This window comes from Uliginosibacterium silvisoli (assembly GCF_036017035.1).
Taxonomy (GTDB): Bacteria; Pseudomonadota; Gammaproteobacteria; order Burkholderiales; family Rhodocyclaceae; genus Viridibacterium; species Viridibacterium silvisoli.
In genome coordinates this window covers 988,621-1,004,357 of record NZ_JAYXHS010000002.1, presented here as the reverse complement: position 1 = coordinate 1,004,357, position 15,737 = coordinate 988,621, and the positions used below count along the sequence as shown (strand labels likewise).

Annotated in this window: 14 protein-coding genes; 4 read left to right on the top strand and 10 right to left on the bottom strand. The window is 63.0% G+C overall.

The genetic code is table 11. The features are described 5' to 3' along the window. Positions 1-29 precede the first annotated feature (29 nt). The 3 genes from VVD49_RS14195 to VVD49_RS14185 form a co-directional block, all read right to left on the bottom strand. Entirely contained in the window at positions 30-1,892 is a 1,863-nt protein-coding gene (locus tag VVD49_RS14195; protein WP_327599837.1) for an ABC transporter ATP-binding protein, read from the bottom strand. Between the two features lie 160 nt (positions 1,893-2,052). After that, positions 2,053-2,856 (bottom strand): inositol monophosphatase family protein, encoded by an 804-nt coding sequence (locus VVD49_RS14190; RefSeq protein ID WP_327599836.1) that lies wholly within the window; start codon positions 2,854-2,856, stop codon positions 2,053-2,055. A 42-nt stretch (positions 2,857-2,898) separates the two neighbouring features. Next, a complete protein-coding gene (locus VVD49_RS14185; protein WP_327599835.1) occupies positions 2,899-3,672 on the bottom strand; it encodes an SDR family NAD(P)-dependent oxidoreductase in 774 nt (257 codons plus the stop codon). A 441-nt stretch (positions 3,673-4,113) separates the two neighbouring features. Between VVD49_RS14185 and VVD49_RS14180 the strand changes: the two genes are divergently transcribed. From VVD49_RS14180 to VVD49_RS14165, 4 genes are all read left to right on the top strand, one after another. After that, positions 4,114-4,608: a glutathione peroxidase gene (locus VVD49_RS14180; protein ID WP_416384899.1), complete on the top strand. Its 495-nt coding sequence runs from the start codon at positions 4,114-4,116 to the stop codon at positions 4,606-4,608. Positions 4,609-4,696: 88 nt separating this feature from the next. After that, positions 4,697-5,116, top strand: coding sequence for an OsmC family protein (locus VVD49_RS14175; protein ID WP_327599834.1), 420 nt, complete (start codon positions 4,697-4,699; stop codon positions 5,114-5,116). Further along, on the top strand, positions 5,113-5,589 hold the full coding sequence (locus VVD49_RS14170) for a GNAT family N-acetyltransferase (RefSeq protein WP_327599833.1): 477 nt from the start codon (positions 5,113-5,115) through the stop codon (positions 5,587-5,589). The genes VVD49_RS14175 and VVD49_RS14170 overlap by 4 nt, the downstream gene beginning before the upstream one ends. Next, the gene (locus VVD49_RS14165) at positions 5,586-6,464 is read left to right on the top strand and encodes a pirin family protein (RefSeq protein ID WP_327599832.1); all 879 of its coding nucleotides are present in this window, start codon (positions 5,586-5,588) and stop codon (positions 6,462-6,464) included. Before VVD49_RS14170 ends, VVD49_RS14165 begins: the two co-directional genes overlap by 4 nt. A gap of 128 nt (positions 6,465-6,592) precedes the next feature. Here VVD49_RS14165 and VVD49_RS14160 read toward each other — a convergent pair whose 3' ends face one another. From VVD49_RS14160 to VVD49_RS14130, 7 genes are all read right to left on the bottom strand, one after another. Then, complete coding sequence (locus tag VVD49_RS14160) at positions 6,593-7,825, bottom strand: hypothetical protein (RefSeq protein WP_327599831.1); 1,233 nt, start codon at positions 7,823-7,825, stop codon at positions 6,593-6,595. 128 nt (positions 7,826-7,953) lie between these two features. After that, positions 7,954-8,661, bottom strand: coding sequence for a hypothetical protein (locus VVD49_RS14155; protein WP_327599830.1), 708 nt, complete (start codon positions 8,659-8,661; stop codon positions 7,954-7,956). Positions 8,662-8,754: 93 nt separating this feature from the next. Then, complete coding sequence (locus VVD49_RS14150) at positions 8,755-9,336, bottom strand: hypothetical protein (RefSeq protein WP_327599829.1); 582 nt, start codon at positions 9,334-9,336, stop codon at positions 8,755-8,757. Beyond that, on the bottom strand, positions 9,333-9,611 hold the full coding sequence (locus tag VVD49_RS14145; protein ID WP_327599828.1) for a DnaJ domain-containing protein: 279 nt from the start codon (positions 9,609-9,611) through the stop codon (positions 9,333-9,335). The genes VVD49_RS14150 and VVD49_RS14145 overlap by 4 nt, the downstream gene beginning before the upstream one ends. A 243-nt stretch (positions 9,612-9,854) precedes the next feature. After that, positions 9,855-12,965 carry an efflux RND transporter permease subunit gene (locus VVD49_RS14140; protein ID WP_327599827.1) on the bottom strand — a complete coding sequence of 1,037 codons (3,111 nt, stop codon included), beginning with the start codon at positions 12,963-12,965 and terminating at the stop codon, positions 9,855-9,857. After that, complete coding sequence (locus VVD49_RS14135) at positions 12,965-14,143, bottom strand: efflux RND transporter periplasmic adaptor subunit (RefSeq protein ID WP_327599826.1); 1,179 nt, start codon at positions 14,141-14,143, stop codon at positions 12,965-12,967. The genes VVD49_RS14140 and VVD49_RS14135 overlap by 1 nt, the downstream gene beginning before the upstream one ends. Positions 14,144-14,151: 8 nt before the next feature. Next, a complete protein-coding gene (locus tag VVD49_RS14130) occupies positions 14,152-15,615 on the bottom strand; it encodes an efflux transporter outer membrane subunit (RefSeq protein ID WP_327599825.1) in 1,464 nt (487 codons plus the stop codon). Positions 15,616-15,737 lie beyond the last annotated feature (122 nt).

Genomic DNA, 15,737 nt, shown 5'->3' with positions numbered 1-15,737 from the left:
GGCCCGGTGACACAAATGGTCAGCCCTGATCAGATCGCGACCGGCTCCACGGCGTCATCGCCAGGCAATTCGGTCAGAAAACCACCTGACTGATGACGCCAAAGCATGGCGTAGTGGCTATCCAGCGCAAGCAACTCCTCGTGCGTGCCCTGCTCCACGATGCGGCCCTTGTCGAGCACGATCAGCCTGTCCATGCGCGCAATGGTCGACAGACGATGTGCGATGGCGATCACCGTCTTGCCATCCATGAGGCCGATCAGTTGCTCCTGGATCGCCACTTCGATCTCGCTGTCCAGCGCCGAAGTCGCTTCGTCGAGAATGAGGATGGGCGCGTCCTTGAGAATCACGCGCGCCAGGGCCACGCGCTGCCGCTGGCCGCCGGAGAGCTTCACGCCGCGCTCACCAACGTGCGCGTCGTAGCCCTTGCGATCTTGCCAGTCGACCAGTTGCGCTATGAACTCGTGCGCTTGCGCCTTGCGAGCTGCTGCCTCGATCTGCGCGGTGCTGGCCTGCGGCCGACCATAACGGATATTGGCCGCGATGGAGCGATGCAGCAGGGATGTATCCTGCGTCACCATGCCGATGGCAGCACGCAAGCTTTCCTGCGTCACCGCGCGGATGTCCTGCCCATCGATGGTGATGCGCCCTGTCTGCACTTCATGAAAGCGCAGCAGCAGGTTCACCAGCGTGGACTTCCCCGCCCCTGAACGGCCGACCACGCCGATGCGCTCGCCCGGGCGAATGACGAGGTCGAAACTCTCCAGCACCTTGCGCTCTGCGTCATAGGCAAAGTTGACCTGCTCGAAGCGGATCTCGCCACGAGACACCTCCAGCGGCGTCGCCGTCGGCGCATCGACCAGGTCATGCGGTACCGATATGGACTGCATGCCGTCTTGCACGGCTCCCACGTTCTCGAAGATCCCGGCAATTTCGAACGACACCCAGCCTGACATATTGGCAATCTGCCAGGCCAGCGGCACCGAGGTCGCGACGACGGCCGCACTGACGACGCCTTGCGACCAGAGCAGGATGCCGACCAGTGCCGTGGACGGGATCAGCAACGCATTCATGAGCGACAAGGTAAACAGGTACTGCGATGTCATGCGCATGTGCGCCGAGATTGCAGCCTGATGCTCGTCGATCACCTCGCGCACGTGCGCGTCCTCGTCGGCAGCACGCGAGAACAGTTTGACGGTCAGGATATTGGCATAGCTGTCCACCACGCGCGCCATCACCAGCGAACGAGCCTCCGAACTCTCGCGCGCAAGATGACGCAGGCGCGGCACGAAATAGCGCAGGAACACGACGTAGGCCACCACCCATGCCGCCGTCGGCACGGCCAGACGCCAATCGCCCCACAACATCAAGCCGAGCGAACTCACCCCGTAAGCCGTGATGAACAACACCGCGCGGATGCTGGCCATGACGCTCTCGCGCACCGAGTTGGCGGTCTGCATCACACGATTGGCGATGCGCCCGGCAAAGTCGTTCTGGAAAAACGGCCAGCTCTGGCGGATGACATGCCAGTGGCTCTGCCAGCGCACGAGACTCGTCGCGCCGGGCATCAGCACGTTGTGACGCACGAGCGTATCCACCATCTGCAGCAAGGGGCGGCCAATCAGGATGAAACCGAGCAAGGCAGCCAGCACGGGCCACTGCGCGTGCAATGCCGCAACGCGATCCTGCGATTCAACCAGCCGGGTCAGACGCCCGAGGAACACGGGAATCGAGATGTCGGCGAAAGCCACGCTGAGCGCCGTCAGCAGCATCGCGGCGTACCAGAGTTTTGTCTGGCGGACGAAGTGCCAGTAAAAGGCCAACAGGGTGTCCGGCGGAGTACCGAGGCCCGTGGAGGCCGTCCCGCGGATGCGGGATTCGAAATATTTGAACATGCAGTGTGGCAACGGACTGTGCCAGCAAGAGGCTTGTGGCCCCGGCACACCCGACTGCGCTAGCGGATTGTATGGCAAACAAGTATGTCGACACAAGCTGAACCGGTCAATGCGGATCAGCCCATGCTATTGAACCTGCGGCCTGCGCAATGGACTGCGCTCAGCGCGGCAACAAGGCCCGTGCCTCCAGCCAGGCCTCGTGGCTCGATGCCGCCAACAAGCCCGCGCGCACGTCGGCTGCGAGGTAGGGGCTGCCATCGAGACGCGCGACATGCCCGCCAGCTTCGGTGACGAAGAGACTGCCTGGCACGTGGTCCCAAGCCAGGGTTCGCCAGTACAGCAGGAAGCGCCAATGCCCCTCTACCAGGGCTGGATACTCGATGCCCGCCGAACCACAGCCCTCGTCGAAAGCAGCCAGCCCACCCGGGCCACGCGCCAGCGTCCCGACGAAATCGGCTGGCAGGTAGCGAGTCTTCACGACACCGCTCAAGGCCGCCGGCTTTGCGGGCTCGACCGTTCGCACGGCAACACCGTCAACGAAAGCCCCGCTACCCAACTCCGCCACGGCCAGACGGCCGCTGATAGGCGAGTAGATCCAGCTGGCCACGGCTACACCATCACGCAGCAGCGCCACCATCATCGCAAAAGCTTCGCGCCCGGCAGCGAAGTTGGAAGTGCCATCCACCGGGTCGAGCAACCACACCCAGCCCTGGTCGAGCGCATCAAGCAATCCAGGATCAGCCGACGTAGCCTCTTCCCCCACAACGCGCGAGCCCGGCAACAAGGCGCGCAACTGGGGCGCCAGCGCTTCCTCCACATCCTGATCGACCACGGTGACGATCTCGCCGTGGGCCTTCTGCATGACATCGCCATCGCGCAACCTGCGGAAGCGCGGCAACACGAATTGCTCCGCCAGCGCGCGCAAGGCATTGCCCACGGCTTCGATCGACACTCCTGGATTCAAACCTGTCCTTTCAACTCTGCCCGGGCGTTGTACGCGGCAGGATCAGACTACACCCGAAGTACCACCATCCACATTCACACTCGCGCCTGTCACGTAGCTCGCCGCCTCCGATGCGAGGAAGGCAATCACGTTGGCGGCCTCGCGTGCTTCGCCGACGCGCCCAAGAGGCACGCCATCACCCAGCTTGTCGTAATGCTGGTCGAGTGCCAGATTCTGGCGCTCGGCGGCGCGCTCCTGCTGGCCGCTCTTGAAGACGCCGACGCTCACCGTGTTAACGAGGATATTGTCGGCTGCGAACTCTTTCGACAAGGCCTTGGTCAGCGCGATGCCCGCCGCGCGCGACACCGAGGTCGGCACCGACTTTGCCGCAGGCTGTTTGCCGCTGACGGTAGTGATGTTGATGATGCGCCCGCCACCCTGCTTGCGCAGATGCGGAATGGCAGCGCGGCTGACGCGGATCGCCGCGAAGAGTTTGAGGTCGAGGTCTTCCTGCCAGATCTCGTCCGTCGCGCTCTGGAAAGGCTTGGCACTCGATGTGCCGGCGTTGTTGACGATGATGTCCAGCCTGCCGAAATGAGCGACCGCCTGCGCGACGAAATCCTCGACGGCTTGCGCATCTGTCACGTCGGCGGCAATCGGCAACACCGAACCGCCCTTGCTGCGGATGGCCGATGCGGCCAGTTCGAGCACATCCTTGCGGCGAGCGACGATGACGACATGCGCGCCCTCTTCCGCCAGCACTTCGGCCGCGGCCTTGCCGATACCCTCGCTACCGCCGGTTATGAGGGCTACCTTGCCTTTGAGACCAAAGTCCATGATGAATCTCCGGATGACGATGAAAACCTAGGAAACAGACCTCAGGGGCTGTTCGCATATATCCGACGGTCGCGCTCGCGGCACATCGGGCGCGGAACAAGGCACAGCGGCGATGACAGGATAGTCTCCTGTCGAGGCGCTGCGACGCCGTGCCGCGCCCGATGTGCCCGAGCCCTGCGGGTTGAGAAGTATGGCTCGCCGTACTGCGTTACGCTCCTTGTGCAGGGGACTCACCCTGCACCGCGTCGCGCGCCTTGTCCGGCAAGCCACACTTCTCAACGCGATCCGCCGGATATATGCGAACAGACCCTAACATCCATTGTCACGACGCTGAAGCAATGCTTTCAGCGTAGCTTATGCACCGGAGTGCCCAATCATCCCCCCAGGCTGGCACCCTGCGCAGCACCGTCTCCAACGCAACACCTGACCAGGAGCACCATCATGATTCCGACCCCGAACCCGCCCTATGACATGCATTTGCAACGACTCGATGGGCAGCCGACCACTTTCGGCGAATACGCAGGCAAGGTGCTTCTGATCGTCAATACCGCCAGCGCCTGTGGCCTGACGCCACAGTACGAAGGACTGGAAGCGCTGCATCGCGAATACGCCCCGAAAGGCCTGGTGGTACTCGGCTTCCCGAGCAACCAGTTCGGCGAACAGGAACCGGGCAGCGCCGAGCAGATCGCCAGTTTCTGCAGCGCCCATTTCTCGGTCAGCTTCCCGCTGTTCTCCAAGACCGATGTGAATGGCCCGCAAGCGCACCCGCTCTACATCTGGCTCAAGCAGAATGCGCCTGGCGAAGGCGGTAGCGCCGATATCAGCTGGAACTTCGGCAAGTTCCTCGTCAGCCGCGATGGCAAGGTCCTGGCGCGTTACACCCCGCGGACGCTACCGCAAGAGCTACGCGGAGACATCGAGAAGGCCCTGGCCTGAGCATGACAAAGGTTTTACCTGACGCCAAAGCATCACGATTTTCGCGCATCATCCGCACTGCCTGACATTCCCCGACCAGGAGATATCCATGAGCACCCTGCACCTGACCAAAGACACCACCACCGCCGATGGCATGCGGCAGAAAATCGACCTCGCCGGTTTCACCATCCATACCGACGTCAGCATCGCCGCGGGTGGCTCCGGCAGCGCACCCGGCCCGCATGATCTGTTCGATGCATCGCTGGCCGCCTGCAAGGCGCTCACCCTCACACTCTATGCGCGCCGCAAGGGCTGGCCGCTCGATCATGTCGACGTGAGCCTGACCAGCGACGCCAGCGCCGAACGCGAGGGCAAATACAAACTCGATGTCGCCCTGACGCTTCACGGCAATCTGGACGAAACCCAGCGCACGCAGTTGCTGGCTGTCGCCGACAAGTGCCCGATCCACAAGCTCATGACGACGGCGACGATCGAGGTCAGCACCCGCCTTGCCGACGAGGCTGCATGAGCACGGTCTGCCTGCGCGCCGCGCGCGAAGAAGATCTCGCGTGGCTGTTCGAGGCGTTCAAGACCACGCTCAAACCTTACGTCGAGTGGGCCTGGGGCTGGGACGAGGACTTCCAGCGCAATGGCTTGTACAAGCATGCGCTGGATGCCGACTTCCGCCTCGTCATCGTCGATGACAAGCTTGCCGGCGGTATCCGCACCGAAGAGCAGGACAGCCTGCTTTTCGTACGCCTGATTTTCCTGCTGCCCGAGTTCCAGCGGCGCGAGATAGGCTCGGGTCTGCTGCGAGCCGAAGCAATGCGCGCAAAGACCTTGAACAAGCAGCTACACCTCAAGGTCGTACGCACCAACCCGGCCAAAGCCCTCTACGAGCGCATGGGCTTCTTCGTCATCGAAGAGGACCAGGCCACTTACCATATGCGCTTGCCCGACACCGCCGAGCACACCCCCATTCCTACCGAGAGCACAGCATGAGCAGCATCCTCCACCGCATCACGCCCCACACGCGCGACATCGGCTTTCCCGTCAAGCGCCTGCTGCCCGACATCAAGGCACGCAGCATCGGCCCCTTTGTCTTTCTCGATCACATGGGCCCGACCAGCTTCGCTGCGGGCACGACGGCAGGTGATGTGCGCCCACATCCGCACATCGGTCTGGCGACCATCACCTACCTCTTCTCCGGCGCCATCATGCACCGCGACAGCCTAGGCTCGGTCCAGCGCATCACGCCGGGAGACATCAACTGGATGACCGCCGGCTACGGCATCGTGCATTCGGAACGCATACCCGATGACGTTCGCGACAACCAGGTGAATGTCGAAGGCCTTCAGATGTGGGTGGCGCTCCCGCCTGAGCTCGAGGAGTGCGAGCCCGCTTTCTGGCATTACGCCGAAGCCGAACTGCCCCGCTACATGCAGGGCGATGTGAATGTGCACGTGATGGTCGGCAGCTTCGGTGGCCGTACATCCCCCGTGCGCGTCGCCAGCCCGACGCTTTACGTCGCACTGGAAATCCCGGCCGAGGCCTCCATCGACATTCCGGCTGACTATGCCGAACGCGGCCTCTACGTCGTCTCGGGTGCAATCAGCATCGATGGCGAACGCGTGGAGCAAGGCACATTGGTCGTCCTGCAAGGCGGCAGCATCGTGCGCATCGACGCGCCAGAGGCAGCGCGTCTCGTCCTGATCGGTGGCGAAGCGCTGGCAGGTCAGCGCGGCCTGTGGTGGAACTTCGTATCGAGCGACAAGGCGCGACTCGAAGCGGCGAAGCAGGCCTGGGCTCAGCAGGACACGTCGCAGTTTCCCAAGGTACCCGGTGAGGTGGAGTTCATTCCGCTGCCGGAGCGCTAAGCTCCGATCACGCGTCTGGTGATCAGATCAAGGCTGCTCGCCAATGCCGTCACTCCCGCGTTCGCGGGAATGACGGAGAGTGTCAAGCGTCCCGACGCTCGAGGCCTCAGCACTGGCCGGCCATTAGCTCAGGCTTTCTTCTTCGCAGCGCTCTTGGTGGTCACGTTGCAGTTGTCCTTGAGGAAGCGCAGCGCTTCCTTGCCGTCCCAATCCGAATCGTCCTGCATGTACTTCTGCGCTTCGGGGAAGAACTCCTCTTCCCACAGGCTCAGCAAGCCTTGCTTGATTTCGAAGGGCGCGGCGTCGTTGATAAGCTGGGGCACGACGCCTTCGTCGAAGCCACTTTCCTGCACCTTGCGGATCAGGGCGCGCGCTTCAGTTTCGGTCAGCGAGGTCTTGGGCTTGACCCCTGCTGCAAGACAAATGAACAAGGTGAGGCGGGAGTACGGATCCTCTTTTCCTTGCGTGAGCTTGTGCCATTCCTTCGACACGAGACTGTCGTGACGACTGAGGTCGTCCAGGCTGTCCTCGCGCAGGAAGTAGCACGACTCGAAAACGTCGAGCACCGCTTCGAGCTTCAGCGTTGCATCGAGGATGAGGGGCGCATCGTGCTTTTCGATTTCGCGCTTGACGCTCTTCGCGATCTCGCTGAACTCGGCCGGCACGTCCTTGAAAAGCGTGGTCGGGAATTTCAGCTTGCCTGCTGCTTGTGACTCGCTGCGCAGGCGATCGATCAATTGCGCGAACACGGCATGCGTTGGCGCGGCTTTCTGCTTCAGCGCACGCATGAGCACGGCGGTCCGGATGACGCTTTCGGCCAGCATCAGATCGAGCTGGGCTTGCGGCAAGCCCAGGTCTTGCGCGAACCAGCGCGCAGCGGCGAGGGTCGCGACATTCGCCTGGCGCTGCTGGAGCGCACTGCGATAAGCCGGCAGCGACATGGGTTTGGCCAACGTGCTCTCGTCCTGGAAATCCTTCAGCGGACGGCCCTGGCCATCGCCGAAGAGTGTCGTCTCAGGCATGGCATGCAGTTGCTTGAGCAGCTCGTTGCCACCACGCGAATGCGACAGGAAAGTGTTGTCACGCAAGGATTCCGCGGCCGCCGTCAGGTCATTGCCAAAGCTGTTCTCGAGATACAGGCTGATGAGGTAAACCATGCGTTTGCGCGCATTGTCGAGATCGGTCTGGAGGTGGCTGCCACCGAAGTAGTCGGCGATCTGCACGCTGCCCTTGGCGCCGTCGGCAATCATGGTGTCCACGATGCCGGGCGCGATCAATCCGCTCTGCACGCCATGGCACAGCACCCGCTCGAAGAAGGGGCGCTTGTCTATGATGGCAATGTTATTGGCTGCGTCAGGCATGGGCACTCGTGTCTTGATGAATGCGTGACCGGCACGCGACTGGTCACACAAATGTCTTCGTCATTCCGGTCTTCACCGGGGCGACGGGTTTTCTTCTATGACTGGCCTCCAGAGGCTTCGGCAGTCGCTTAGAGTGCCGACTCTTCCGCCGGGCCTGCAGCTGGTTTCGCTGGCACCACTTTCGCAGGTGCCTCAGCGGCCGCAGCGCCCTCGGCGCGCGCAATGCGCTCGGCCTCTTCCTCGGCCTCCTGGCGCAAACGCTCCCGCATGCGGTTCTTCAGCACCGGCCAGATCTGCTCGAACATATCCGGGTGTTCGTGCTTCAGGCGCCAGGTCATTTCCTTCCAGTCACCATCGCAAGCCTCGGCGCGCTCAATGGCGTCGCTCTCTTCGTCCACGAAAAGGTTGAAGGTGTCGTAGCGCAGGAAGTGCAGGACTTCTTCGTCGCGATCCGTCAGGTAGTCAACCAGGGCTTCGCAGCCACCGTCGAGCGCGCCGATGGCTTCGATGAATTCAGCCGTCTCGTCCTCGTCGCGGAAAATGACGGAGTTGATCATGCTGCGCAGATAGCCGTGGGTGCGATCTGCGTAAAGCCTTTCCATGATTACCGTACGCGCGAACTGCTCGGGCGTGACCAGCAAGTTGATCACCGACTCCTTGGAGGAATCGAACTCACGAATGATCGCCAGCAGATCCTTCGGCGGCAGCTCTTCCAGCACCTCGACGAGGGCGTGATCACCTTCGGCGTCGACCAGCGACACCAGTGCGTATTCAGCACCAGCAATATCGCCGGCACCAATGAGTTGAGCTGCTTTTACAACGAGGGCATTTGACATGGGAGTTTCAAGAAAACGGTAATCAAGATTGTATTGAACGCGGCAGCCGGGCCGGAACGCTTGTGCTCACGACCAGCCATTCATCCGGTCAGGTTACTCGCGGCGGTCGAAGCCCTGTTCTTCCATCCAGCCAGCACCGGCCTCATCGAGATCGCGCTCGTCGCCATCAAAGTCGTCATCGCGTTCGTGAGCATCGTGGTCCTGCTCTTCCTTGTCACCTTCCTGTTCCCCGTCGTCATGCGCAGCGCTGACAGCCGCCGCTGCAGTTTTCGAGGCCGACTTTGCGGCATCCCGCTCGTGCAGGAATTCAAGGCAGATCACGGTCGTCATGAACTGCTCGCCACCCGGCTCGCGCAGGGCAGCAATAGCCAGCATTTCTGCCCATGTCTCGAAACGCACGGCATCTTCCAGCTCGTCCCACAGGGGAAACTCATCCGGCTCGTTTGATGACAACAAGGTCAGTGCGTGCGGATTGATGAAGCTGATGCCGCCGTGAAAGACGGGCGCGACCATTTCGGGCGCGAAGTCGATCATCGACAGCAAGGCGGAGAACTGACTGCGTTTTTCCTTGAGGCGCGCAGGCAAGACGTTCTTGCCTTCGGAGTCGGTCTGCAGGTCTTCGAGTTCGGCGCTGTAAGCGCTGAGCAGGTCTTCAAAATAATGCGAGATTCTCATTGCAACACTTTATCGATGTAGTTTTTCCAGATGCCCAACGCGCTTTCCAGCGGATTTTCCAACAGCCCGCGGCGCCGGTTCTCGTCGTAGGCCTGGCGCTTCGCTGCGTCTGAAAGCAAATCGTAGGCCTCTTGCACCTCGCGGAATTTCGCAGGCGCATCCGGTGATGAGTTCTTGTCCGGATGGAATTTCGCGGCACTCTTCCGATAAGCGCTCTTTACCTGGTCAGGCGACGCGTCGGCTTCGATGCCGAGTACGGCGTAGTGGTCTTTCATACGTATCTGTCGGCAGGACTGGGGTTTTGAACCCGGCTTTGGGCGGCGCGGGAAGCGGAGTGTACGTGGAACCGGGGGAAATTCGCACAACAAATGGCACGGCTGTACCGCTTGGCGGCACGAACCAACGTTGTTTCAAGGCAGATATCGAACGGAGGTCGCGTGTTTCGCCCTTGGCCCATGGCCCGCGGCATGCCCTGGAGCGCCACCAGCACTGGCTCTCCGGGCATCGCAACTTTTTACTTACGGACGCTGCGAGTCCGGCAGCACCGGCGGCGTCTCTTCAGGATGGGCGTGCCCATGGCGCAGGCCCGACACACTCTTTTTCAACCACTGCAGCAAATCATCCACGTAAGTGAAGATGACCGGGATGACCAACAGGCTGAGGAAGGTGGAGGTGATGACGCCGCCGATCACGGCGATGGCCATCGGCGCACGGAAGCTCGGATCAGCGCCTACGCCCATTGCAATCGGCAGCATGCCGGCAGCCATGGCGATGGAGGTCATCAGGATCGGCCGGGCACGCTTGTGGCAGGCATCCACCAGCGCCTCGTAGCGCCCCATCGCATGCTCGCGACGCGCCATGACGGCGTACTCGACAAGCAGGATGGAGTTCTTGCTGACAATGCCCATCAGCATCAGCAGGCCAATCACCGACGGCATGGAGAACGAGTTGTTGGTCAGCAGCAGCGCAATCAGTGCACCGCCTACAGACAAGGGCAAGGCGGCGAGAATCGTGGCGGGCTGCAGGAAGTCATGGAACAACAACACCAGCACCACGTAGATGCACATCACGCCAATCGCCATGGCAGTGCCGAAGCTGCCGAACAGCTCGGCCTGGCGCTCGGCATCGCCCGAGGTCAGCTGCTTCACGCCTGGCGGCAGCTTGGCCAGTGAGGGCAGTCTGGCGGCCTCGTTGGTCACGTCGCCGACGCTGCGCCCGGCCAGTTCGACATCGATGGTGATGTTGCGCTCACGGTCGAGACGATTGATCTGCGCCGGCCCGTTGCCCATGCCGATGTCTGCCACGGAGGCCAGAGTCACGCTGCCGGAGCGGCCCGGAATGCGCAGCTGGCCGATGGTTTCGAGATCCTGCCGCGCGCTCTTCTCCAGGCGCACGCGAATCGGCACCTGACGTTGCGGCAGATTGAGCTTGGGCAGATTCATCGCGAAATCGCCAGCCGTCGCCACGCGAATGGCATTGGCCAGGGTCTGAGCCGTTACGCCGCGATCTGCCGCGCGCGCATAGTCGGGATGGATCTGTATCTCGGGGCGCTGCAGGCTGGCGCCCGAGGTCACGTTGCCGATGTTCTTGAGCGTGCGCAGCTCGCGCTCCACGGCGCGGCTCGCCGCCTGCAGGGTCGCCGCATCGTTGCCAGCGAGTACGATCTGGGCCTTCTCGCCGCTACCACCCGCGCCGATGGCGACGCGCGTGCCGGGCAGCGCCTGCAGGCGCTGGCGGATTTCGTTCTCGATCTCCGACTGTTTGCGCGAGCGCTCCGAACGATGCACGAGGCTCGCCGTCAGCGTGGCCTTGCGCACATCGGCCGAACCTCCCATGCCGAATGCACCGACCGCGTTGGCCACGCCGATCGCGGAGAAGACATGCGTCACGTCAGGCATGTCCTTGAGAATCCTGCGTGCCTGCTCGGCCACGTCGCGCGTCTGCTCCAGCGTGCTGCCGGGTTGCAACTCCAGCGTGATGCGACTCTGGCTCAAGTCTGCAGGCGGCACGAAGCCCGTCGGCAGCAATGGCACCAGCGCAATGGAACCAATGAAAAACGCCACCGCAGCCGCCACCGTGGTCTTGCGATGTGCCATGCACCAATGCACGGCGCCGAGGTAGCGCTTCATCAGCTTGCCATCCTCCTCGGCGTGCTTGAGCGGCTTGAGGAAGTAGGCGGCCATCATCGGCGTCAGCAAGCGCGCGACGACCAGCGAAGCCACCACGGCCACGGCTGCGGTCATACCGAACTGCTTGAAGAACTTGCCGGGAATGCCGCCCATGAAGGCGGTGGGCAAGAACACTGCAACCAGCGCAAAGGTGGTGGCAATCACGGCGAGGCCGATCTCGTCGGCAGCCTCCATGGCGGCGTCATACGGCTTCTTGCCCATGCCGAGATGGCGCACGATGTTCTCGATCTCGACGATTGCATCGTCAACCAGAATCCCGACGACCAGCGCCAGCGCCAGCAAGGTCAGCACGTTGAGGCTGAAGCCCGAGAAATACATGACCGCGAAGGTCGGGATGATGGACAGCGGCAAGGCCGTTGCAGACACCAGCGTGGCGCGCCAGTCGCGCAGGAACCACCAGACCACGAGAATGGCGAGAATGGCGCCCTCGAACAGCAGGTGCATGGAGCCCCGATAGTTGTCCTGCACCGGATCGACCGCGTTGAAAGCCTCGGAGATGCGGACCTCGGGGTGAGCGGCGGAGAACTTCGCGACGGCCTTGCGCACGGCTTGCGCCACGGCCACTTCACTCGCGCCCTTGCTGCGCGTGATCTCGAAGCCCACCACGGGCTTGCCATCCGCCAGCGCCAGCGCACTGCGCTCAGCTACCGTATCGCGCACTTCGCCCAGCTGGTCGAGGCGTACGTGACGACCATCGGCCAGCGGCACATCCAGCGCTGCGAGCTGCTCGGCGTTCTGCACCGCACCCAGCGTGCGTACCGACTGGATCGCATTGCCGATATCGCCGCGCCCGCCAGAGGCGTCCTGCTGCGTCTGCTTGAGCTGTGTCGAGATGTCCTGCGCCGTGGCGCCCAGACTTGCCATGCGCGCGGGAGACAGATTGACCTGCACCTCGCGATCGAGCCCGCCGATGCGCGACACCTTGCCGACGCCCGGCACCGACAGCATGGCTTTCGCCACGTCGTTATCCACGAACCAGGATAGGTCCTGCTCGTCGACGCGGTCCGACTCGACCGTGAAAGTCAGGATGGCAGCGCCCGAGGTCGTGATCTTCGACACCACGGGCGGCGTCATGTTGGATGGCAGGTCGGCACGCGCGCCATCGACGGCGTTGCGCACCTCGCTCAGCGCTTCCTCGAGATTCTTGTCGATGTTGAACTGGACATAGATCTGCGACGAGCCATCCGTGAGGATGCTCTGGATGTGCTCGATGCCGCCCAGTGCAGCCAAGCGGTCTTCGATCTTGCGCGCCACTTCCGTCTCGAGCTGCTCGGGCGCTGCGCCTTCGAGCGAAGCACTGACGATGATGGTCGGCAGTTCGATGTCGGGAAAATTCTGGATGCCCAGATTGCGCAGGCCGAGAATGCCGGCCACGCTCAGCACGACAAACAGCAGCAGTGCCGGAACGGGGTTACGGATCGACCAGGCGGAGAAATTCATCAACGCGCTCCGCTCTGTGTTGCCGGGGCCGCAGTCGGTGCAGAAGCAGCCGCAGCCGGTGCATCGACGACGCGCACCAGGTCGCCATCGTTGAGGAAGGCTGCACCGGTTGCAACGACGCGCGCCTGCGCCGGCAAGCCATCGACGATTTCGATCGCACCCTCGGCGCGCCTGCCCGTGGTGACAACGTGCTGGATCACCTTGTTGTCAGCACCCAGTTCAAACACATAGGTGCGGCCATCGCGCTGCACGACGCAGACTTGCGGCAACACGGTCGCATCGCGCTTGCCGAGCAGGATCTCGCCGTGGGCATACATGCCGGCGCGCACGCCGTTGCGATTGGGCAGATCGACATAGACCAGCGCATTGCGCGAATTCACATCCAGCGTTGGCGAAGTCATGCGCACGGCGCCCGTCACGTTCGTGCCATCCGGCAAGACGATGACGGCCTTCTGCCCGGGGCGGACTACCGACAATTGCTGCGGGCTGACTTCCGCACGCCATTCGACACGCCCCTGACGCACGAGGCGGAACAGTTCGCTGCCTGCCGAGACCACGGCGCCGAGCGTGGCCGTACGCGACGAAATGACGCCATCATCGATGGCATTGATGCTGGTCTGCCTGAGGCGGATGTTCTCGCTGTCGAGCTGCGCCATGGCCGCGGCCAGATTGGCCTTGCCGGTTTCTTCCGCCGTCAGGTACTGGTTGATCTGCTGTTCGGAGAGCGCCCCGCTGTCGCGGATCTTGCGCGCACGGTCGGCATTGGCAGTTGCTTCGGCGAGACCGGAGCGGGCCTGGGCCACGGCTGCTTCCTGCTTGCGCAGCTCGGCCATCACCGTATCCTGCGCCAACTTTGCCAGCGGCTGACCACGCGTCACCACCGAGCCCACGTCCACCAGCACCTCGGAGAGCCGCAGGCCGCTGACTTCAGCACTGACGACGGCTTCCTGCCAGGCAGTCAGTGCACCGCTCAGGCTGAGCCGATCATCCCAGCTGGCACGCGAACTCTGTGTCACGCTCACCGTCAGCGCAGGCTGCGCACCCGCCTCGGCCGGCTTGCCGGCTGCACGATGCTTCGCGAACCATACGAAGGCCACAACCAGCAGCAAGGCGAGCACGATCAGGACGACGGCCATGATGCCGCCGCGACTACGTTTCGATGTCGAGCTGAATGTCATCTCTCTCTTCATTTCTCGGGCTGGCCGGGCGCGGACTGCGCCGCCGGGTTTTGGGAATTGCTTGCCACGCTGGCGGCGGGAGCACGTTGTTGCCAGTCACCGCCCAGGGCCTTGTACAAGGCGATCCAGTCAAGTACCCGGTCGCGTTGCAGATTGATCAGATTCACTTCGGCGGTAATTGCCGTGCGGCGCGCATCCTCAAGGAAGATCAGGCCGACACCGCCCGAGCGCCAATTGGTTTCGACGGCATTGAAGTATTTCTGCGAGCTGTCTTTGGCGGTCTGAGCATCGCCCTCGCGTTGCGCTGCGCTGTCGAGGCTCACGAGCGCCTGCTCGACTTCCTTCACCGCATTGCGCACGCTCTGGCGGTAGTTGGCCAATGCCTGGTCGTAGCGCGCCTCGGCCGCATCGACCAGCGCGCGCCGCTTGCCTGCGTCGAACAGTGGCACGGTCAGTGCAGGCCCGAACGACCATGAGCTGGCCTCGGTACTGCGGCCGGCCAGGTCGATCACGCCGTAAGAGATCGAACCGGTCAGCGACAGACGTGGATAACGATTGGCGACCGCCACGCCCACCTCGGCGCTGGCCGCCGCCAGTGCGCGCTCGGCCGATGCGAGGTCGGGCCGCTGGCTGACCAGCGCAACCGGCAGATTGTCGACGGCAAAGCCCGCGGACACCGGCAAAGCCGGAGCAGTACTGCCCAGCAGCTTGCGCAGCGCGGGCTCTTCGAGCCCGGTCAGTGCTACCAGCGATTTGACGGTGAGATCGCACTGCGCACGTTGGGCGGTAAGCGCGGCCGATGCACTGGCTGCACTCGCCGTCGCGAGATTGCCATCGGCAGGTGCGGTGAAGCCCGCGCCAACCGAAATGCCGGTGAGGCGCGCGGTCTCGCGTCGCGAATCGGTTTCGCGTTGCGCAGTCGCGACGAGCAACTGGCAACCACGGTAAGTCGTATAGCTCGAGGCCACTTCAGCTGCCAGCGAGACGCGCGCCTGATGCCAGTCCTGCTCGGCCCCCTGAAGGCGAGCCTGCGCCGCTTCGGTGGAACGACGCACGCTACCGAAGAGGTCGATCTCCCAGGCTGCGTCGATGGCCACGCCCGTCGTGGTCTGCGTGCCGGTGGCTGGCGGCGTGGCCGATGCGCCGGTCGATGAGGCTCGGCCGGTGAAGTTGGGGAACATGTCCGCGCGCGACGAGATGATTGCGGCACGCGACTGATCGATTGCTGCGACTGCCTTGTTGAGTGTCGGGTTGTCCGTTTCGGCGGCCTGCAACAAGCGCACCAGCACCGGGTCGTTGAACTGTGCCCACCAGTTGATCAGCCCGGCTTGCGTGCCGGCATGTGGCAGGGCCGCTTGCCAGCTTGTCGGCAGGCCCGCGTCCGGTTGCGTGTAGTCCGGGCCGACCGCGCATGCAGCCAGCATCATGCTGAAAAGCACTGGCAGCTTGCGCAACGAGAAAGGTTGTTTCATACGGGAGGGTGCGCAGGCACGGTCGCAGAATTCATGACAAGGGAGGCCGCATGGGCCTGCGCTGCGGATTGTATAGGAGAGCCACTAGCCGACGCCTGCGGCCGCAGCAACAAGATGTAAGG